18 protein-coding genes are annotated in these 19448 nt (G+C 67.8%); 13 read left to right on the top strand and 5 right to left on the bottom strand.

Features of this window, described 5'->3' with window-relative positions; translation table 11 throughout:
- The first annotated feature begins 33 nt into the window (after positions 1–33).
- Genes tsaE through trxA form a run of 5 tightly spaced genes read left to right on the top strand, consistent with a single transcriptional unit; the run spans position 34 to position 8803 of the window.
- Positions 34–1452, top strand: a complete 1419-nt coding sequence (tsaE, locus tag VNQ78_RS14825) for a tRNA (adenosine(37)-N6)-threonylcarbamoyltransferase complex ATPase subunit type 1 TsaE (RefSeq protein ID WP_325691137.1) — start codon at positions 34–36, stop codon at positions 1450–1452.
- Positions 1449–2120 (top strand): nucleotidyltransferase family protein, encoded by a 672-nt coding sequence (locus tag VNQ78_RS14820; RefSeq protein ID WP_325691135.1) that lies wholly within the window; start codon positions 1449–1451, stop codon positions 2118–2120. Before tsaE ends, VNQ78_RS14820 begins: the two co-directional genes overlap by 4 nt.
- Entirely contained in the window at positions 2050–5049 is a 3000-nt protein-coding gene (gene addB, locus VNQ78_RS14815; RefSeq protein WP_414694083.1) for a double-strand break repair protein AddB, read from the top strand. The genes VNQ78_RS14820 and addB overlap by 71 nt, the downstream gene beginning before the upstream one ends.
- The gene (gene addA / locus VNQ78_RS14810; RefSeq protein WP_325691129.1) at positions 5042–8428 is read left to right on the top strand and encodes a double-strand break repair helicase AddA; all 3387 of its coding nucleotides are present in this window, start codon (positions 5042–5044) and stop codon (positions 8426–8428) included. Before addB ends, addA begins: the two co-directional genes overlap by 8 nt.
- A gap of 54 nt (positions 8429–8482) precedes the next feature.
- Positions 8483–8803 (top strand): thioredoxin, encoded by a 321-nt coding sequence (trxA, locus tag VNQ78_RS14805; protein ID WP_325691127.1) that lies wholly within the window; start codon positions 8483–8485, stop codon positions 8801–8803.
- Between the two features lie 35 nt (positions 8804–8838).
- Here the strand turns inward: trxA and VNQ78_RS14800 are convergent, their stop codons facing one another.
- Positions 8839–9741: a hypothetical protein gene (locus VNQ78_RS14800; RefSeq protein ID WP_325691125.1), complete on the bottom strand. Its 903-nt coding sequence runs from the start codon at positions 9739–9741 to the stop codon at positions 8839–8841.
- Positions 9742–9827: 86 nt separating this feature from the next.
- Between VNQ78_RS14800 and hslV the strand changes: the two genes are divergently transcribed.
- The 3 genes from hslV (at position 9828) to VNQ78_RS14785 (ending at position 12020) form a co-directional block, all read left to right on the top strand.
- The gene (gene hslV, locus VNQ78_RS14795) at positions 9828–10382 is read left to right on the top strand and encodes an ATP-dependent protease subunit HslV (RefSeq protein WP_325691123.1); all 555 of its coding nucleotides are present in this window, start codon (positions 9828–9830) and stop codon (positions 10380–10382) included.
- Between the two features lie 95 nt (positions 10383–10477).
- Complete coding sequence (gene hslU / locus VNQ78_RS14790) at positions 10478–11785, top strand: ATP-dependent protease ATPase subunit HslU (protein WP_325691120.1); 1308 nt, start codon at positions 10478–10480, stop codon at positions 11783–11785.
- 55 nt (positions 11786–11840) lie between these two features.
- Positions 11841–12020 (top strand): PLD nuclease N-terminal domain-containing protein, encoded by a 180-nt coding sequence (locus tag VNQ78_RS14785; RefSeq protein ID WP_325691117.1) that lies wholly within the window; start codon positions 11841–11843, stop codon positions 12018–12020.
- A gap of 29 nt (positions 12021–12049) precedes the next feature.
- On the opposite strand, the gene VNQ78_RS14780 is transcribed toward VNQ78_RS14785, so the two are convergent.
- Both VNQ78_RS14780 and VNQ78_RS14775 read right to left on the bottom strand, forming a co-directional pair.
- Entirely contained in the window at positions 12050–12652 is a 603-nt protein-coding gene (locus VNQ78_RS14780) for a Smr/MutS family protein (RefSeq protein WP_325691114.1), read from the bottom strand.
- Positions 12652–13308 carry a Tim44/TimA family putative adaptor protein gene (locus tag VNQ78_RS14775; protein WP_325691111.1) on the bottom strand — a complete coding sequence of 219 codons (657 nt, stop codon included), beginning with the start codon at positions 13306–13308 and terminating at the stop codon, positions 12652–12654. Before VNQ78_RS14775 ends, VNQ78_RS14780 begins: the two co-directional genes overlap by 1 nt.
- A 108-nt stretch (positions 13309–13416) precedes the next feature.
- Here VNQ78_RS14775 and VNQ78_RS14770 point away from each other — a divergent pair, with 108 nt between their 5' ends.
- The 3 genes from VNQ78_RS14770 to VNQ78_RS14760 all read left to right on the top strand — a co-directional run bounded on the left by VNQ78_RS14770 (position 13417) and on the right by VNQ78_RS14760 (position 15269).
- Positions 13417–13977, top strand: coding sequence for an FxsA family protein (locus tag VNQ78_RS14770; RefSeq protein ID WP_325691108.1), 561 nt, complete (start codon positions 13417–13419; stop codon positions 13975–13977).
- 67 nt (positions 13978–14044) lie between these two features.
- Complete coding sequence (gene secB, locus VNQ78_RS14765) at positions 14045–14545, top strand: protein-export chaperone SecB (protein WP_414694086.1); 501 nt, start codon at positions 14045–14047, stop codon at positions 14543–14545.
- Between the two features lie 112 nt (positions 14546–14657).
- The gene (locus VNQ78_RS14760) at positions 14658–15269 is read left to right on the top strand and encodes an HD domain-containing protein (protein ID WP_325691102.1); all 612 of its coding nucleotides are present in this window, start codon (positions 14658–14660) and stop codon (positions 15267–15269) included.
- Between the two features lie 32 nt (positions 15270–15301).
- On the opposite strand, the gene VNQ78_RS14755 is transcribed toward VNQ78_RS14760, so the two are convergent.
- Together VNQ78_RS14755 and VNQ78_RS14750 are read right to left on the bottom strand one after the other, a co-directional pair.
- Positions 15302–15610, bottom strand: a complete 309-nt coding sequence (locus VNQ78_RS14755) for an H-NS histone family protein (RefSeq protein ID WP_325691100.1) — start codon at positions 15608–15610, stop codon at positions 15302–15304.
- Positions 15611–15696: 86 nt separating this feature from the next.
- On the bottom strand, positions 15697–16248 hold the full coding sequence (locus VNQ78_RS14750) for an ActR/PrrA/RegA family redox response regulator transcription factor (protein ID WP_325691098.1): 552 nt from the start codon (positions 16246–16248) through the stop codon (positions 15697–15699).
- Positions 16249–16404: 156 nt separating this feature from the next.
- Between VNQ78_RS14750 and VNQ78_RS14745 the strand changes: the two genes are divergently transcribed.
- Positions 16405–17745 (top strand): ActS/PrrB/RegB family redox-sensitive histidine kinase, encoded by a 1341-nt coding sequence (locus VNQ78_RS14745; RefSeq protein WP_325691096.1) that lies wholly within the window; start codon positions 16405–16407, stop codon positions 17743–17745.
- A 72-nt stretch (positions 17746–17817) separates the two neighbouring features.
- Entirely contained in the window at positions 17818–19401 is a 1584-nt protein-coding gene (locus tag VNQ78_RS14740; RefSeq protein WP_325691094.1) for a PAS-domain containing protein, read from the top strand.
- The last annotated feature ends 47 nt before the right edge of the window (positions 19402–19448 follow it).

Genomic DNA, 19448 nt, shown 5'->3' with positions numbered 1-19448 from the left:
CGCCCGGCCGCGCTGCCCTTTAAGTTCACCGACATGACCCTGCTTGCGACGCTCGACCCCGCCGATGCCGACCTGACCGCCTGCCTTGCGCGGGTGATGGCGGCTGTCCTGAAACCCGGCGACGTGGTCGCCCTCGGAGGGCCGGTGGGGGCGGGCAAGACGCATTTCGCCCGCGCCTTCATCCGCGCGCGTCAGGGCGACATGGCCGAGGATGTGCCCAGCCCGACCTTCACGCTGGTCCAGACCTATGACGATCCGATGGGGACCGAGATCTGGCATGCCGACCTCTACCGCCTGACCCATCCCGATGAGCTGGTCGAGCTGGGGCTGGACGAGGCGATGCGCGAGGCGATCGTCCTGATCGAATGGCCCGATCACGGCGGCCCCCTGCCCGACCCGCTGGTGCTGGGGCTTGAGCCGCTGGCCGATTTTCCCGATCTGCGCCGCATTACCCTTGCCGGGGCCGCGCCGCGCTGGGGCGGCATGGCGCGGCTTCCGGCCATCGCCCGGCTGATCCATCGCGCCGGCTGGGGCGAGGCGCGGGTGCTGCCGCTGGCGGGCGACGCCTCCTCGCGCCGCTATTTCCGGTTGATCGAGGACGGGCGCAGCGCCGTCCTGATGGATGCCGCGCCCGGCAGCGTCGGACCCTTTGTCGCGATGGCGCAATGGCTCCGGGGTCGCGGGCTTCACGCGCCCGAGATCCTCGCCGCCGATCAGCCCGAGGGGCTGCTGCTGATCGAGGATCTGGGCGACGACCTCGTCGCCCGGGTGCTCGAGGCCGAGCCGCAGCTTGCCCCGCGCATCTATGACCGCATGACCGACCTGCTGGTCGAGCTGCATGGCCATGCGCCGCCCGATTTCGTGCAGGCGCTGGACGGGCCGGAACTGGCGCGGCAGGTCGGGCTTTTCGCCGAATACTACCCCGCCGCCGCGGGCACGCCCGGCCTTGGCGCCGAGGTCGCGCCGCTGATCGAACGGCTTCATGCCGAACTGGCCGCCGACATGCCGCCGGTTCTGGGCCTGCGCGATTTCCATGCCGAGAACCTGATCTGGCGCGACGACGTCCCGCTGGGCCTTCTCGATTTTCAAGACGCGGTGGCGGTGCATCCGGCCTATGACCTCGTCTCGGGGTTGCAGGATGCGCGCCGCGACGTCGACCCGGCGCTGGAGGAGGCCGAGATCGCCCGCTACATCGCCGCGACCGGCGTGGATGGCGCGCGTTTCCGCGCCGCTTATGCCTTGCTGGGCGCGCAGCGGAACCTGCGGATCATGGGGATATTCACCCGCCTCGCGCAGCGCGATGGCAAGCCGCGCTATCTGGCCTTCATGCCAAGGGTCTGGAATGCGATCGAGCGCGACCTCGCGCATCCGGCGCTGGCCCCATTGGCCGCGGCGCTGGAGGGGATTCCCGCGCCCTCGCCGGAGGTGATCGAAAGGATCGCGCTAGGATGACGCTGCCCCTGATGATCTTTGCCGCCGGCAAGGGCACGCGGATGGCCCCGCTGACCGATGTGACGCCAAAGCCGCTGATCCGGGTGGGCGAGCGGACCCTCCTCGACCGCGCGCTGGATCTGGGCCGCGCGGCCGGGGTCGGGCGCATCGTTCTGAACACCCATCATCTGGGCGATCAGATCCGCGACCATGTCGCGGGGCAGGGCATCCTGATCTCGGACGAGGCCGAGTTGCTGCTGGAAACCGGCGGCGGCCTCAGGAAGGCGCTGCCGCTGCTGGGGCCGGGGCCTGTGATCACAATGAATCCCGATGTGATCTGGACCGGCGCGAACCCGATCCGCGCGCTTCTGGATGCCTGGGACGACAGCATGGATGCGCTGCTGATGCTGGTCCCGATCGCGCAGACGCATGGTCGTCAGGGCGGCGGCGATTTCAGCCTCGACCCTGAAAGGCGGCTGATCCGCAAGGGCGATCTGGTCTATGGCGGCGCGCAGATCATCCGCCCCGACCGGCTGGCCGGGATCGAGGGGGAGGGGTTCTCGCTCAACCGGCTCTGGGATCTGCTGATTGCCGATGGCCGGGCTTATGGCCTGATCCATGATGGCGAATGGTGCGATGTCGGTCGCCCCGACTGCATCCCGCTGGCCGAGGCGCTGCTCGATGGCTGACTGGGAGAGCGGCCTGTTCGCCCTGCCCTGCGGCGCGGATTTCGCCGGCGCCTTCGCCGATGGGCTGATCGCGCGGATGCGGTCCCGGCCGCCGCAGGACATGGCGCGGGTCACGGTCTTTGCCAATTCCGGGCAATCGCTGATGGCGCTGCGCGATGCGCTGATCTGGCGCGGGCCGCTGATCCTGCCGCAGTTGCGGCTGATCGCCGATATCGGTGGCGGCGCGGCGACCCCGCCCCTTCAGCGGCGGCTGGAGCTTGGCCGGCTGATCGACGCGGCGCTGCGCGCCCAGCCTGATCTGGCGCAGGGCCAGTCCGTGCCCGAGCTTGCGACCTCGCTGGCGGGGCTGATGGCCGAGATGCAGCTTGAGGGGCTGGGGCCGGAGGCGCTGGACCGGATCGACGCGGGCGAGCACGCCCAGCATTGGGGCCGGGCGCTGGCCTTTCTGCGCATCGCCGCCGGCTATTACCATTCGGACCCGCCGCAGGACCGCGAGGCGCGCCAGCGCGCCGCCGCCGAAAGCCTTGCCGCCGACTGGGCGCAGGGCCGGAACCTGCCCGACGGACCGGTGGTCATCGCCGGTTCGACCGGCTCGCATGGCGCGACGCGGGATTTCATGCGCGCCGTCGCCCGTCTGCCGATGGGCGCGGTGGTGCTGCCGGGCTTCGATCCCGACCTGCCGGCATCGGTCTGGGACGGCCTAGACGCGCTGGAGGATCATCCGCAGGCCCGCTACGCGCCTTTCGTGGCCGAATTCGGCATACCGTCGGACTGGGTCGCGGGGACGGCCCCCGATCCGGGGCGGAACCGGCTGATCTCGCTGGCGCTGAGGCCCGCGCCGGTCACCGACCAATGGATCGAGGAAGGCCCCGATCTTGGCCCGCTGGTCCCCCTGACGCAGAACCTCACGCTGATCGAGGCTGAGAGTCCGGGCGAGGAGGCCGAGGCGATTGCGCTGATCATCCGCGAGGCGGTGGAGCGCGACCACCCGGTCACGCTGATCACCGCCGACCGGATGCTGACGCGGCGCGTGCAATCCGCGCTGGACCGCTGGGGGATCATCCCCGACGATTCCGCGGGACGGCCTTTGCCCCTGACCGCGCCCGGCCTGTTCCTGCGCCATGTCGCCGATCTTTACGGCGCCGAGATGATGATCGACGGGCTGCTGGTCCTGCTGAAGCATCCGGTCATGGCGACCGGCCTTGGCCCCGAGTTCCGGCGCGAACACCTGCGCCACAGCCGCGATCTGGAACTGGAATTGCGCGCGAACGGTCCGGCATTTCCGGGTGGCGACGCGCTGAGGGACTGGGCCGATCGCGGGGACGAACGGCGCAAGCCCTGGGCGCTGTGGTTGGCCTCGCTGCTCGACCGGATCGTGCCGCTGGCGCTGGACCGCGGCCCGCGCCCGGTCGCGGCGCGGCTGGCCGACCTGCGCCGTCTGGCCGAGGATCTGGCCGCCGGGCCTGAGGGCAGCGCCGACGCCTCCGAGCTCTGGGGCAAGGCGGCGGGCGGGCTGGCGCGCGGTGTCCTCGACCATCTGGCGCGGCACGCGGATCACGGCCCGCCGCTGCGTCCGGGCGAGTTCGGCGACCTGCTGCGCGGAGAGTTGCAGGCTCAGGCGGTGCGCGAGGACGTGGCCTCGCATTCCCGCGTGCGCTTCCGTGGCCCGCGCGAGGCCCGGACCGAGGCGGTGTCCGAGGGGGCGGGGCTTGCGATCCTTGCCGGGCTGAACGAGGGCGGTTGGCCGCAGGCCTTGCCGCCCGATCCCTGGCTTTCGCGCCCGATGCGGCTTGCGGCGGGGCTGACCCTGCCCGAGCGGCGGGTGGGTCTGGCCGCGCATGACTTCCAGCAAGCCGTCGGCGCGGCCGAGGTGATCCTGACCCGCGCCCGTCGCGATGCCGAGGCCGAGACGATCCCCTCGCGCTGGCTGAACCGTCTGGTGAACCTGCTGGGCGGGTTGCCCGACCAGCAGGGGGGCGAGGCGCTGGCCGATATGCGCAAACGTGGGCAGGACTGGCTCGATCTGGTCGAGGTTCAGGGCCGCCCGCGCCGGCAGCTGGAACCGGCGCGCCGCCCCTCGCCCATTCCGCCCGCGCCCGCGCTGCGGCAGATGTCGGTCACCGAGGTCAGGACGCTGATCCGCGACCCCTATGCGATCTATGCCCGCCGCGTGCTGGGACTGCGCGCGCTGGACCCGCTGCGCCCCGAAGCCGATGCGGCCGAACGCGGCACCGTCCTTCACGACATCATGGACCGTTTCCTGCGCGGCCTGCCCGAACTGCCCGAGACGCCCGAGGTGATGAAGGCGCGGCTTCTCGGGATCACCGGCGAGGTGCTGGAGGTGGGGGTGCCCTGGCCCTCGGCCCGGCTGTTCTGGCGCGCGCGCATCGCGGGCATCGCCGACCGGCTGATGGCGGACGAGGCGCGGCGTCTGGAGCAGGGCCGCCCCACCGTGGTCGAGGAATATGCCGAGCTTGGCATCCCCGGCGTCGATTTCCGCCTGATCGCCAAGCCCGACCGGCTGGACCGCCTGCTGGACGGGCGGGTGCATGTCTATGACTACAAGTCCGGCAAACCGCCGAGCGACGCCCAGGTCCGGCATTTCGACAAGCAGTTGCCGCTGGAGGCCGCGATGGTCGAGGAAGGGGCCTTCAAGAGCCTTGGCCGGGCCGAGGTCGAGGGGATCAGCTATATCCAGCTTGGCGGCGAGGGCAAAACCGAGACGCGCGACTTTCCCCCCGGCTTCGCGCGCGAGACATGGGTGGGCTTTGTCGACCTGATCGGCCGCTATCTGCGGGGCGAGCGCGGCTTTACCGCCCGCCTCGCGATGGAGCGGACCGGGAATGCCAGCGATTACGACCATCTCTCGCGCCACGGCGAATGGGACGCGACGCAGATTTCCGTGCCCGAGAGGTTCCGCGATGACTAGCCCGGCATTCGACGACGCGACGCGGGCGCAGGTTCAGGCCGCCGACCCGCTGCGCTCGACATGGCTCACGGCGAATGCCGGCTCGGGCAAGACGCGGGTGCTGACCGACCGGGTGGCGCGCCTCTTGCTGGCCGGGACCGCGCCCGAACGCATCCTCTGCCTGACCTATACCAAGGCCGCCGCGACCGAGATGCAGAACCGCCTGCTGGCGCGGCTGGGCAAATGGGCGATGCTGCCCGAGGCGGAGCTGCGCGCCGAACTGGCCCGGCTGGGCGAGGCGCGCGCCCCCGACCTGCGCGCCGCCCGCCGCCTGTTTGCCCGCGCGATCGAGACGCCGGGCGGGCTGAAGGTCCAGACCATCCACAGCTTCTGCGCCGGTGTCCTGCGCCGCTTTCCGATCGAGGCGGGCGTCCCGCACGGCTTTACCGAGCTTGACGACCGCAGCGCCGCGCTGATCCGGGCCGAGATCATCGAGGATATGGCGCGCGAGGATGCGCCCGAACTGGCCGACCTGCTGGCGCTGCATTCGGGCGTGCAGCTGGACGGCTTCCTCTCGGGCCTCAAGGGGTTCGAGGAGGCGGCCGACATGGGTGCGATCTGGACCGCCTGCGGGCTGGAGCCGGGCGAGGATCTGTCCTCGCTGATCGCGCGCACCTTTGCCGATGGCGCGCTGGTGATCGCGGCGCTGATCCCGCATCTGTTGAAAAGCGGCACGAACGACCAGAAGGCGGCGGCGAAGCTTTCCGTGGGTGACTGGACTCGGCCGGGACTGGCCGAGCTTCTGATCCTCGAGACGGTTCTGCTGAACGGCGATCGCACCAAGGAACCCTTCTCGGGTAAATACCAGACATTTCCGACCAAGGCCCTGCGCAATGGCCCCTGCGCCGAGCTGATCGACGACCTGATGATCCTGATCGAGCGCGTGGAAACGTCCCGCCCGCGCCGCGTCGCGCTGAGCCATGCCGAAAGGACGCTGGCGCTGCATCGCTTTGGCCATGCCTTCCTGTCGCGCTATCGCGGGGAAAAGGCGCTGCGCGGCTATCTCGATTTCGACGACCTGATCGACCGGACGGCGCGTCTGCTGTCGGAGGGCAGCATGGCGCAATGGGTGTTGTTCCGGCTGGACGGCGGCATCGACCATATTCTGGTCGACGAGGCGCAGGACACCAGCCCCGGCCAATGGCAGGTGATCCAGAGCCTGACGGATGAGTTCACCTCGGGTCAGGGCGCGCGCGAGGCAGGCTCGCGCAGCCTGTTCGTGGTCGGCGATCCCAAGCAGTCGATCTATTCCTTCCAGGGTGCCGACATCAAGGTGTTCGAGGACCGGCGCGTGGGGTTCTCGGAGGCGTTCGCGGCTGTCCAGAACCCGATGCAGGTGCTGGAATTGCGGCACAGTTTCCGGTCCTCGACCGCGATCCTGTCGTTGGTGGATCAGGTCTTTGCCGGTGCGGCCTCCGACGGGCTGGGCGATCCGCCCCGCCACCTCGCCTTCCGGTCCGGGATGCCGGGACGGGTCGATCTGTGGCCGCCGGTCCCGAAGCCCGAGAAGCCCGAAGCGGGCGACTGGACCGATCCGGTGGACCAGCCAGCCGAGAATTCCGCGACCACGCAGCTTGCCCGCGCCATCGCCCGTGCCGTCCGCGACATGCTGGGCAGCCCGATCTTCGACGCGAAAAGCGGCGAGGTCCGGCAGATCCGCGCGGGCGACATCCTGATCCTCGTCCAGCGCCGGTCCGAGATTTTCGCCGAGGTCATCGCGGCCTTGAAGGCGGCAAGCCTGCCGGTCGCGGGCGCCGACCGTCTGAAGCTGGCCGGAGAGATGGCGGTGCGTGACATCCGCGCCGTGCTTTCCGTCCTTGCCACGCCCGAGGACGATCTGGAACTGGCCGCCGCGCTGCGCTCGCCCTTGTTCGGGATCTCCGAGGAACAGCTTTACCGGCTGGCCGCCGGGCGGAAGAAGGGCGAATACCTGTGGCGGCGTCTGCGCGATTCCCACCATCGCGCGGCGGTGGACCTGCTTTCGGACCTGATGGGCCAGACCGGTTTCATGCGGCCCTATGACCTGATCCAGCGCCTGCTGATCCGTCATGGCGGGCGCGAGCGGTTGATCGCCCGGCTTGGCTCCGAGGCCGAGGACGGCATCGACGAGCTGCTGTCGCAGGCGATGAATTATGAAAGCTCGGAAACGCCGTCGCTGACCGGCTTCCTCGTCTGGCTGAGCGGTGACGATGTCGAGGTCCGCCGCCAGCCCGGCAGCGCGGGCGAGGATGGCGAGGGGCTGATCCGGGTGATGACGGTCCACGGCTCGAAGGGTCTGGAAAGCCCGATCGTCATCATGCCCGATGCAGCCAAGCGCAAGCCTCCGCGCGAGGATCAGGTGATGGTCGGCCCGGGTGGCATGGCGCTCTGGCGCGGCACCAGAGGCGAGCGTCCCGAGATGGTCGAGGCACTCGCTGCCGAGCGCACCGCGCGCCAGTTGCAGGAGCGCAAGCGCCTGCTTTATGTCGGGCTGACGCGGGCGGAAAGCTGGCTGATCGTCGCGGCCGCGGGCGTTACGGATGCGGAAAGCTGGCATTCCATGGTCGAGGCCGGTGTCTCCCGCAGCGACCTGACCGAGACGCGCATCCCCGCAAGCTGGGGCGGCGAGATCCGGCGTCTGGCATTCGGCGACTGGCCCGAAACCGCGCCCGAGAGGGTGCAGGTCGCGCGTCCCGAGATCGCCGAACCCGCATGGCTGCGCGCCGCGCCGCCGCCAATGCCCCCGAAGCGGCGCCCGGTCGCGGCGACCGGCCTTGGTGGCGCGAAGGTCATGCCGGGTCAGGGCGAAGGCGATGGCGAGGCCGCGATGCTGTTCGGCACCCGCCTGCATCTGCTGCTTGAGCATCTGCCGGGGCGCGATGCCGGCGACTGGCCGGCCATCGCCCGCGACCTGCTGGCCGATGCCGAGGGCGGGCTGCCCGAGCCCGCGCTGCTCTCGGCCCTGCTCGATGAGGTGCGTGAGGTTCTGACCGCGCCCGCGCTCTCCGAGGTTTTCGAGCTGCCCGAGGGTGCGGAGGTGTTTCAGGAACTGGCGCTTTCCGCGCCGCTGCCGGGGATCGGGATGCTCTGGGGCAAGATCGACAGGCTGGTGGTCGCGCCGGATCGGATTCTCGCCGTCGATTACAAGTCGAACCGCGACGTGCCTGCGCGCGCCGAGGACACGCCCTTGGGCATCCTGCGGCAGATGGCGGCCTATCGCGCGGCGCTGCGCCAGCTTTGGCCCGACCGGCGGGTCGAAGCGACGGTCCTCTGGACCGCGCCGCGCCGCCTGATGACATTGCCCGATCCGCTGCTTGATGGCGTCATTGCGGCCCTTGACCGCACCCCCCCGCATGCCTAGCTCTGGTAGGACATGCCCTGCCGGACCCTACCCGGCGTATTGCAGGAGTTCTTCATGGCCACCCAAGCCGTTTCCGATGCCGAATTCGACAGCGAAGTCCGCCAGTCCGCCACCCCGGTCGTGGTCGACTTCTGGGCCGAATGGTGCGGCCCCTGCCGTCAGATCGGCCCTGCCCTCGAGGAACTGGCCGCCGAATATGGCGACAAGGTCAAGATCGTGAAGGTCAATGTCGACGAGAACCCGGAAAGCCCGGCCGCGCTTGGCGTGCGCGGCATTCCGGCGCTGTTCCTGTTCAAGGACGGACAGGTCGTCTCGAACAAGATCGGCGCGGCACCCAAGGCGGCGCTGAAAGCCTGGATCGACGACGCGATCTGATCGCTAGCGGAATTCGAACGAGTGAGGGGCGGCGGTCAGATTGGCCAGCCGCCCCTTCTCATTGCGGCGCGGATGCGTTCGGCGGCATCGGGGAGCGTCGCGTTGACCGATTTCTCCTGCAGGAACCAGTAGACATAGCGGTCGAAATCCGGCGCATGGCGCAGGGCGGCGTCAAGGGCCGGCCTCGCCTCCATATCCGCGACATTAAGGCCGATATGGTGGAAGTCGATCTGGGCGAAGAGGACCGCGGGCTTGCCGAGGATATAGCCGTCGAAGGCGACCGCGCTGTTCTCGGTCGCGACGAAGGCGCAGTCGCGCAGGATGTCGGGCGTCCGCCCGCCGATCGTGAGATGTGCGTGCCGCTGTGCCAGGTGCCGGAGGGCCTCGATCTCCGCCTCCGGCAGGTCGAGCTTCGGATGCAGCGTCGCGGTCACCGGCCGCCCGGTCGAGGCCACGCGGTCGAGCATGTCGAGCGGGCTCATGGTCTGGAAGCTGCGGCATTTGCGCAATTCGGCCTGGAGGGGGACGAGGATACGCTCGCCCCGCCGGGGCGGTGGGCCGGGCAGCACGCGTTCGCGCAGACGGTCCATGAAGCGGCGCGCCTCCTCCGGGTCGATCGCGCCGGGGTCGAAATGGCTGCGGGCCACGTCGAATCGCCAGCGCTGCTGCGCGCGTTCGATCTGCCAGAACGGATAGTGATAGGCGCGGCGGAAGGTCAGCGCCCGGTCATGGGTCGGAGCCTCGGCATGGTAGAGCGCATATCCGTCGAAGTCCGGGGCGCGGTTTCGCGCCTCGCGCCCGGTCTCGCACCATTCGACGCGCCAGCCCACCTCCTCGACCGCGCGGCGAAGCACGTTCAGGAAGTTGAAGCTGCCCTCGCGGGCGGAGTTGAGCATCGGGGCTTCGAGATAGACGCGTAGCGGGGTCGGTGGGCTCATGGTCAGGAAGCCTAGCGGCAGTGGTCGGGTTGCGAAAGACCCGCGTGACCCATATCTGACGGCCAAGACGAAAGCGGAGAATACCGATGTCCGATGAGAAATTTCCCGGCTGGCACGGCACCACGATCCTGGCGGTGCGGCGTGGCGGCAAGGTGGTCGTCGCCGGGGACGGTCAGGTCAGCGTAGGCCCGACCGTGATGAAGGGCACGGCGCGCAAGGTGCGCCGCCTGTCGCCCGGCGGGCATGACGTGGTCGTGGGCTTCGCCGGCTCGACCGCCGATGCCTTCACCCTGCTGGAGCGGCTGGAGAAGAAGCTGGAGGCCGCGCCCGGCCAGCTTGCCCGCGCCTGCGTCGATCTGGCCAAGGACTGGCGCATGGACAAGTATCTGCGCAACCTGGAGGCGATGCTGATCGTCACCGACGGCCGCGAGATTTATGTCGTGACCGGGGCGGGCGATGTGCTTGAGCCCGAGCATGACGTGGCGGCGATCGGATCGGGCGGGAATTTTGCGCTGGCCGCCGCGCGCGGGCTGATGGAGAGCGGGCTGGATGCCGAGGGCGTCGCCCGCAAGGCCATGGCCATTGCCGCCGATATCTGCGTCTACACCAACGGCAATCTGACGGTCGAGGTTCTGGGCTGAAGAAGGGGGCGCTGCCCCCCGTCCTGCGGACTCCCCCCGGGGTATTTTGGAAACGGTGAATTCCAGCCGGTTTCCGCGAAGAAGAAAGGTTCAACATGAGTGATTTGACGCCGCGCGAGATCGTGTCCGAGCTGGATCGCTTCATCATCGGGCAGAAGGAGGCGAAGCGCGCCGTCGCGGTCGCTCTGCGCAACCGCTGGCGTCGGCGCCAGCTGGGCGACGATCTGCGCGATGAGGTCTATCCGAAGAACATCCTGATGATCGGGCCGACCGGCGTTGGCAAGACCGAGATCAGCCGGAGGTTGGCGAAGCTGGCGCGCGCGCCCTTCCTGAAGGTCGAGGCGACGAAGTTCACCGAGGTCGGCTATGTCGGGCGCGATGTCGAGCAGATCATCCGCGACCTTGCCGATGCCGCCGTCATCGAGACGCGCGAGCGGATGCGCGAGGAGGTCAAGGCCAAGGCCCATAAATCCGCCGAGGACAGGGTCGTGGCGGCGCTTGCCGGCGAGGGCGCGCGCGAGCAGACCCGCGAGATGTTCCGCGACAAGCTGAAGCGGGGCGAGCTGGACAATACCGTCATCGAGCTTGAGGTGCAGGACAATTCCAATCCCTTCGGCATGATGGAGGTTCCGGGCCAGCCGGGGCAGGCCATGGGTGGGATGATGGATCTGTCGGGCCTGATGAAAGCCTTTGGCGGAAGGCGCGTGCGGCGCAAGGTCACGGTGGCGGAAAGCTATGAGCTGCTGATCTCCGAAGAGGCGGACAAGCTGCTGGATGACGAGGCGGTCAAGGCCGCCGCGCTGGAATCGGTGCAGGAGAACGGCATCGTCTTTATCGACGAGATCGACAAGGTCGCGGCGCGGACCGATGCGCGGGGCGGGGATGTCAGCCGCGAGGGTGTGCAGCGCGACCTGCTGCCGCTGATCGAGGGCACCACGGTCTCGACCAAATATGGCCCGGTCAGGACCGACCATATCCTGTTCATCGCCTCGGGCGCGTTCCATATCGCCAAGCCCTCGGACCTGCTGCCGGAATTGCAGGGCCGCCTGCCGATCCGGGTGGAGCTGCGGGCGCTGACCGAGGAGGATTTCATCCGCATCCTGACCGAGACGGACAATGCCCTGACCCGGCAATATACCGCGCTGATGGCGACCGAGGGGGTCGAGGTCAGCTTCACCGAAACCGGCATCCGGGCGCTGGCGCGGATCGCGGCCGAGGTGAACAGCTCGGTCGAGAATATCGGCGCGCGGAGGCTCTATACCGTGATCGAACGGGTCTTCGAGGAGCTGTCCTTCAGCGCGCCGGATCGCTCGGGCGAGGCGGTGGTCGTCGACGACGCCTTTGTCGAGAAGCATCTGGGCGATCTTTCGCGCTCGACCGACCTGTCGCGCTACGTCCTGTGAGGAACTTCCCGCTGCCGCCATCGTTCTTATGGCGGCAGCAGCTTGGGGAAGGCTCATGGGTTATGTCATCAGCGCGATCATCTTTGCCCTCGACATCTGGGCGATCGCTTCGATCATCAACACGGATGTCCAGACATCGACCAAGATCATCTGGATCCTGCTGGTCGCGATCCTGCCGGTGCTGGGGCTGATCATCTGGTGGTTTGCCGGGCCGAAGGCCAATTACCGGTCCTGACAGGGCGGCCTTCGGGCCGCCTTTTTTCGTCAGCGCCGCAGATAGACGTAATAGGCGCCCTCGCCGCCATGACGCCGATGCGCCGGGCGGACCTGCAGGACCAGCTGGTTGAGTGGCGCCATATGCAGCCAGAGCGGCACGTTATGGCGCAGCGCGCCGGGGCGGACGGGCAGCGGCGCCTCGGGTCCGCCCTCGCGCCCCTTGCCGGTGATCACCAGAACCAGCCGCAGACCCGAGGCCTGGGCGTTCAGCACGAAGCGCATCAGCGCCGGCTGGGCGACGGCCAGTGTCATGCCATGCAGGTCGATGCGCGCCTCAGGCGCGAGCTTGCCCTGGCTCATCCGGCGATGGGTCTTGTGGTCCATGCGGACAGGCTGGTCGCGCAGCGCGTGGCCGGGATGCGGGGAAAGGTCGATCCGGGTCGCGGCGGGCTTCAAGGGCCGCGATCCGATGCGGAAATCGCCGAGCGGCAGGGGATCCGGGGCGGGCGTGACCGCAGGAACCGTGGGCGCGGGCCTGGGAGGCTCGGGCTGGATCGGGGCCTTGCGTGCCGGGTCGAGCGGGACCGCCGTTGCGGCGATGCGGGACCACAGGGCCTTTTCGTCGGCCGTGAGGCCCCGTCGCCGTGCCATTACGCGGTGGCGACGAGCTGCCAGTTCGGATCCTCGGCGCCCATCTGGCGCGCGAAGGTCCAGGTGTCGCGCTGCTTGCGCGCGGCCTTGGCATCGCCTTCGACGACATTGCCCTCGGCATCGCGGGTCGCGATGATCACCTCGCCCACGAAGCGGACCGAGATCTCGGCCTCGCCGGTCGTGGGGTTGAATTCGGCATTGGTCAGGGTCGTCTCGCGCGTGCCGAGGAATTGGGCCTCGGTCGTCAGGCCGCGGGCCTTCCGGTCGGCAATGACGCTCTCGAAGGCCTCGGCCACCTGCGGGGCGAGAAAGGCGCGGACCTCGGACAGGTCGCCGCGCTCGAAGGCCATCAGGATCATCTCATACGCGGCCTTGGAGCCGGAGAGGAAGGGGCCGACGACAAAGCTCGGCTCGACCTGTTTCATCGCGGCTAGAGCGCGCGCATTGGCGCTGCCGGGCTCGACATGGTCGTCGATGTCATTGTCGAAATTCTCGGCCGTGCCCTCGATCACGTCGAAGCGACGGGGCGGCGTGGTTTCGTCGGGGACGCGCGGGGCCTCGAAGCCGTCGCGGGTGCCCAGGACACCCCGCAGCCGCAGGATCAGGAATACGGCAATTGCGGCGAGAACGAGAAGCTGCAGCATGGGGTTCGACATCAACGGTCCTGGAGGAGCTTTCTAACTGGGCATCAAATACCTATGTAGGGTGCAGGGCGGGCCAAGTCCAGTTGCCCCCCTGCGAAGTCAGAAGTTAAGGGGGCGCCCATGTGGCTGCTATTGCCATTCGTGATCCTGCCGATCGTCGAGATCGCGTTGTTCATCCAGGTCGGCGGCGCCATTGGTGTTCTTCCGACCATCGCGCTGGTCATCCTGTCTGCGCTGGCAGGGGCCGCGGTGATGCGCCGCCAGGGCGCGGTCGCGATGCTGGATGTGCAGCGCGCGATGCAGGAATTCCGCGATCCCACCGCGCCGATGGCCCATGGCGCGATGAGCATGATCGCGGGCGTACTGATGATCGTGCCCGGACTTTTCACCAGCGCGATCGGCCTGCTGCTGCTGGTCCCGGCGGTCAGGGATCTGGTCCTGCGCTGGATGGGCGGACGGGTCAGGGTCGCGGGTTATGGCTATCCCCGGCGCGGGAACGAGAGTGATTATGCCGGCGATTTTCCGGCCGGCTTCGGGCGCGGGCGTTCACGCGGGGATGGTGTCATCGACGGCGAATACTCGGTCCAGGACGATCCGCCCGCCCCCATCCGCGAAGGACTGACGGACCAGCGGCCGGGCGAGGACGGGACGCGGGGCAAATCCGGCTGGACCCGCCATTGAGCGTGGCCCGAGTGAGTGCTAGAACCTCTCGCAAAATCCAGGGAGAGCCCCAATGAGCGATGAAACCATCACCGACGCACCTGCGGCCAATTCCGGCGCGCAAGCTCCGGTGCGCATGCAGGTCCTGACCCAGTATATCCGGGATCTGTCTTTCGAGAACGCGGTCGCGCAGAAGGGCCTGCCCTCGGGCGACGTGCAACCGGAAATCACCGTGCAGGTCAGCCTCGACGCCCGCAAGCGCGCGGTCGAGCACCAGTACGAGGTCGTGACCAAGTTCCGCGTGCAGTCGACCAATGCCAAGGACAAGTCGCCGATCTTTCTGTGCGAGCTGGATTACGGCGGGATCTTCCATGTCGAGGGCGTCCCCGAGGACCAGCTCCACCCGTTCCTGATGATCGAATGCCCGCGGATGATGTTCCCCTATGTGCGGCGCATCATTTCGGACATGACCCGTGACGGCGGCTTCCCGCCCTTCAATATGGACCCCGTCGATTTCGTGGCGCTCTATCGTCAGGAAATCGCCCGGCGCGCACAGGCGGAACGTCCGGCGGACCAGCCGCTTTCCTGAAGCATCACATTTACGTCAAGGCCCGCCTTTCGACCAAAGGCGGGCCTTATTCATTTGCTGGCGCGGACCCAATTCGCGCGCTAGCCTGCCCGGAATTGACGGAGATGTGATCATGGCAAAGCGCGCCAGGCGTGCATGGCAGAGAATGTTGTCGGGCCGGCGGCTGGATTTGCTTGATCCCACGCCATTCGACATCGAAATCAGTGACATCGCGCATGGATTATCCTTTGTTGCCAGATGGAACGGCCAGACGCATGGCGACTGGCCCTATTCGGTTGCCGAACATTCCCTGCTGGTCGAGGAAATACATCGCCGCACCGAACCTGAAAGCCCGGTGCTCTGGCATTTGGCCGCCTTGCTTCACGATGCACCGGAATATGTGATCGGAGACATGATCTCGCCGGTAAAGGCGGCGCTTGGCAGCGAATATGGCGAAATGGACACGCGTTTGACGGCGGCAATTCACCGGCGCTTCGGACTGCCTGCGCAATTGCCCAAGGAAGTGAAGGGCGCCATCAAGCGTGCCGACCGGGTTTCCGCCTGGCTCGAGGCGGTCCAGATCGCCGGATTTTCGCGCGCGGAGGCCGACAAGCTTTTTCCGGTTCCCGATTCCGGGCTGCTGGAAGGGCTGGAGATCAGGCTGAGGCCGCCGGTCGAAACGCGGAATGCTTATCTTGAGAGATTTTCCGCGATCATTGCGGAAATCGACGCCGGCCGGAAATGAAAACTCCGCCAAGTGGCGGAGTTTTCATTATTTCAGATTTCCAGTTCTTCCAGCTTGCGCCCGGCATCCAGCGCCTCGACCACCCAGCGGGGCTTGCGGCCACGGCCGGTCCAGGTCGCTTCGGGATCGGCCGGATTGGCGTATTTCGGCGCGACCTTGCTGCGGCTCGATTTGGCATCGGCAAGGTCGGCAAGGCTGAAGCCGAATTCGCGCGCGGCGGTTTCGACGGCAGCCAAGGCCTCGCGCTTGCGGCGATCTTCAAAGGTCGAAATTGCTTTTTCGACCTTGTTGCGGAAATCGCGAAGTTCGCGAAGGGACAGTTTGTCCAGATCCAATTCCATAGGTTCGCTTCCTGCCGAGCTATTTATATATGCCCAACACATTAGAAGATGCGTTCGTTCCAATGCAACCTATGTAAAAGGTTAATTCAGCGCGGGCTTCGTTTGGCCAGAATCCGCTGAAGCGTTCGGCGATGCATATGCAGCCTGCGGGCGGTTTCGCTGACATTGCGGTCGCATTGTTCATAAACGCGCTGAATATGCTCCCAGCGGACCCGGTCAGCGGACATGGGGGATTCCGGCGGCGGCGGAAGGACTTCTTCGGTGCTGGAAATCAGGGCACGCATGACTTCGTCGGCATCCGCGGGCTTCGAGAGATAATCCGTCGCCCCCATTTTCACCGCAGCAACGGCAGTCGCAATCGCGCCATATCCCGTCAATACCACGATGCGGGCCTCTGCCCGCGCCTCGCGCAGCGCATCAACCACATCGAGGCCATTTCCGTCCTCGAGCCGCAGGTCGACGACAGCATAGGCCGGCGGAGCCTCAGCGACGATCCCGCGCGCCTCGCTGACCGATCCGGCGGTCGAAACCTCGAAGCCGCGTTTTTGCATGGCCCGCGCCAGCCTGCTCAGAAAGACCTCGTCATCGTCAACCAAAAGGAGGCTGGCATCAGGTCCAATATTCCGGCTTTCCGCCATGTCCAGTTACCCCTGAAATTTACCGACGTGCTTCTATGGGCTTTCGGCGCAGCGGTCAAACCCCGCAGAGGGCGGAGGCGCCGGGACATGTTCCCGTTGTTCAAATCCCGCAGCCGGCGTATCAACCCGTGGTTTTTCGCAAGGGGGAGAAGTCCTTTGTTCATCGGCCTTGTCTCGCGCCGCTTCGATCTGCTGCCGGGCCAGCCCGGGCCCGAGCCGATCCGGCTGCGCACCCTGATCCTGCTGCGCTGGGTCGCGATCGCCGGCCAGTCGGCCGCTGTCGCCGCGGCGCTGATGATCGGCGCGCACCTGCCCTTCCTGCCGGTGCTTCTGGTGATCGGGCTGGCGGTGCTGATGAACCTCGCGCTGATGCTGCGCACCACGCGCCGGATCACCGCGAACGAGGCGGCGTGGCAGCTTGGCTTCGACCTTGCCCAGATTGCGGCGTTGCTGTCGCTGACCGGCGGGCTTTCGAATCCCTTTGCGCTGCTGCTGCTTGCTCCGGTTACGGTGGCGGCGACCGCCCTGCCCGGCCGGCAGCTGATCGCGCTTGGCGTCGCGACCTTCATCATGGTCTCGATGGCGGCATGGTTCGCGCGGCCCCTGACCTTTGCCGAGGGACCGATCCTGACCCTCGCCAATCCGCTTCTGGTCGGCGACTGGTGCGCGATCATTATTGGCGCGGTGTTCTTTGCCTTCTACGCCCGGACCGTCACGGCCGAGATCAGCGCGACCTCGGACGCGCTCTTCGCTGCGCGCATGGCGCTCGAGCGCGAGCAGAAGCTGCAGCATCTGGGCGGCGTGGTGGCCGCGGCGGCGCATGAGATGGGAACCCCCCTTGCGACGATCAAGCTGGTCAGCGCCGAGCTGGAGGACGAGATCGCCGAAAGCCTGCCCGACCGCTCGGACCTCAGCGAGGATCTGGCCCTGCTGCGCCAGTCGGCGGAACGCTGCGCCGCGATCCTGAAATCCATGGGCAGCGCGGGCAGGGATGACCTGCTGATCCGAACGGCCCCCCTGCGCGAGGTGCTGGAGGAGGCGGCAGGCCCGCACCGGGATCGGGGCATCCGCATTCGGATCGAGGTGCCGGGCTCTTCGGTCGGCATCCAGCGCGACGCGGCCCTGATCCATGGCCTGCGCAACCTGATCCAGAATGCTGTGGACTTCGCCCGGGCCGAGGTGCTGATCGAAGCGAGCCTCGGCCGTCGCGAGCTGCGACTCAGGATCGCCGATGACGGGCCGGGATTTCCCGTGCAGCTTCTGCCCCGGATCGGCAGCCCTTTCCTGACCACTCGCCCCCGGGCCGAGGACGGGCGCGGCTATGAGGGCATGGGGCTTGGCCTTTTCATCGCCAAGACGCTGCTGGAGCGGTCCGGCGCGACCGTCCGCTTCGGCAACAGCCAGCGCGGCGCGCAGGTCACGATCGCGTGGCCGCGCGGGTTGATCGAGGCGGACGGGCGCGGCCCGCTGGGGCAAAACCCCGAAATTACCGCCTGAATCCCGTTAACCCTTCATTCAGCTTCTGGGGCTAGCTGTTGGTGGAACGTGATTCACCGGCAGGTCGTCCCGATGCTGACACAGTTCCTGATCGCCTTTGCCGCAGCCCTTGCCGCCGTGATGCTCGCGCGCCTCGCCGCAAGCCGATGGGGTCGGGACGCGCATCCCGCCCAAACCGCCTCGCTGGAGCGGGAGCTGGAGCCGATCGTCTTCCTGTTTCGCGACCGGCAACTGGTCGATGCCACGGCGCCCGCGCGTGCCTTGCTGACCGTTCTGCCGGGCGAGGGGGACTGGCAGCGCCTGCTCTCCTGGCTGGCCTCGCGGATGCCGGATGCGGTCGAGCCGCTGAATGACCTCGGCCGGCGCGACCGGGTCGAGCTGGCGAGCCGCGATGCCGGTCTCTCGGGCCTGCGCGTTCTGGCCGAGGATCTGGGCCAGGGGCATCTCAGGCTGACCCTGACCGATCCGATGGCCGAGAATGCCGGGATCGTGGTCGACTCGCTCACCCTCGCCGCGATGGAGCATGAGCTGGAGATCCTGCGCAGCACCATGGACCATTCCCCCATGCTCGCCTGGCGGCAGGACGAATTCGGCCATGTCACCTGGGCGAACTCGGCCTATCTGCAACTGGCGGATGTCGTGATGCAGGGCCAGACGCTTTGGCCTCTGCCCCGGTTGATCCAGCTGTCACCCCGGAGCGAGGTGGGGCAGGCAACCCATGGCGCGCAGCGCGTCCAGATCCAGGCCGACCGGCAAAGCCGCTGGTATGAATGCCATTCGCACGAGATCTCGGACCAGACGGTGGCGATTGCCCTGCCCGCCGATGCCGCCGTCCGGGCCGAGCGCAGCCTGCGCGAATTCGTCCAGACCCTGACCAAGACCTTTGCCGACCTGCCGATCGGCCTTGCCATTTTCGACCGCGACCGCAATCTCCAGCTGTTCAATCCGGCGCTGATCGACCTGACCGGGCTTGCCACGGGCTTCCTGACCGCCAGACCGACCCTCTACGCCTTTCTCGATCGCCTGCGCGAGGCGCGGATGGTGCCCGAGCCTAAGGATTACCGAAGCTGGCGGCAGCGGATGAACACGCTGGAAACCGCCGCGGCATCCGGCCACCATGTCGAGATGTGGTCCCTGCCCGGCGGCCAGACCTATCGCGTGACCGGCCGGCCCCATCCCGACGGCGCGCTTGCCTTCCTGTTCGAGGACATCACCTCCGAGATTTCGCTGACGCGCAAGTTCCGCGCCGACCTCTCGCTCGGGGCCGAGGTTCTGGACGGGCTGGCGGATGCGCTGGCGGTCTTTGCCGCGAATGGCGAATTGCTGCTCTCGAACCGGGGCTATACCGAGCTTTGGGGCGGGCCGGATCGCGCCGGGGTCGAGGAGCAGGTCGCGCGCTGGATCTCCTCCTGCGGGGACAGTCCGGGCCTCAATGCGCTCTGCGATGCGGTCCGGCTGCCGCTGAACGCCGCCACCCCGTCAAAGGGACTGCTGGTCGGTCCAACGGGCGGGCTGCTGACCTGGTCGCTGCGCTCGCTCTCCGGCGGGCGGCTTCTGGTCAGCTTTCAGCTTCCCGTCAGCCATCCCGCGCGGGATCCGGCGCTGCTTGCTTCGGCCTCGGCCTCCGCGGCGGAAACGCGCGTGATGCCGGGTTGAGGCCGGGGGCGACTTGTGCCAGCACTGGCCGGACCGATCCCGCTTCG

Source organism: Paracoccus sp. (in: a-proteobacteria) (assembly GCF_035556475.1).
Classification (GTDB): Bacteria; Pseudomonadota; Alphaproteobacteria; order Rhodobacterales; family Rhodobacteraceae; genus Paracoccus.
This window is presented reverse-complemented; position numbering and strand designations above follow the sequence as displayed.